At 48.6% G+C, this 479-nt stretch carries 1 tRNA gene and 1 rRNA gene; both read right to left on the bottom strand.

What is annotated here, in order from left to right:
* Positions 1-256 precede the first annotated feature (256 nt).
* Positions 257-332 (bottom strand) — tRNA-Glu (locus SLS51_RS23300).
* An 82-nt stretch (positions 333-414) separates the two neighbouring features.
* Positions 415-479: ribosomal RNA gene (locus tag SLS51_RS23295) — 16S ribosomal RNA — on the bottom strand; the annotation flags it as partial.

Here is a 479-nt window from a genome sequence, read left to right as displayed (position 1 = left end):
GCAGATTAGCACGTCCTTCATCGCCTCTGACTGCCTAGGCATCCACCGTGTACGCTTAGTCGCTTAACCTCACAACCCGAAACTGTCTCGGATTGTTCAGCTTGAGAGATAACTCAATAATACCTCGGTGATATTACTGAGTCTTTCAATTTTTCAGCTTGTTCCAGATTGTTAAAGAGCTTATATCGCTAAACAGATTCGCTTAAATCCGTTTAAAGATAATCCGACAACGCCTTTCACCCGTCATCCTGCAATATGGCGTCCCCTAGGGGATTCGAACCCCTGTTACCGCCGTGAAAGGGCGGTGTCCTAGGCCTCTAGACGAAGGGGACCCGACGGTCAGCTTCGCAGACTCATTTGCACTCTATTTTCATCAGACAATCTGTGTGAGCACTGCACTCAACCTTTCTCAGGTAAGGAGGTGATCCAACCGCAGGTTCCCCTACGGTTACCTTGTTACGACTTCACCCCAGTCATGA

The organism is Photorhabdus africana (genome assembly GCF_035181445.1).
Lineage (GTDB): Bacteria > Pseudomonadota > Gammaproteobacteria > Enterobacterales > Enterobacteriaceae > Photorhabdus > Photorhabdus laumondii.
This window is presented reverse-complemented; position numbering and strand designations above follow the sequence as displayed.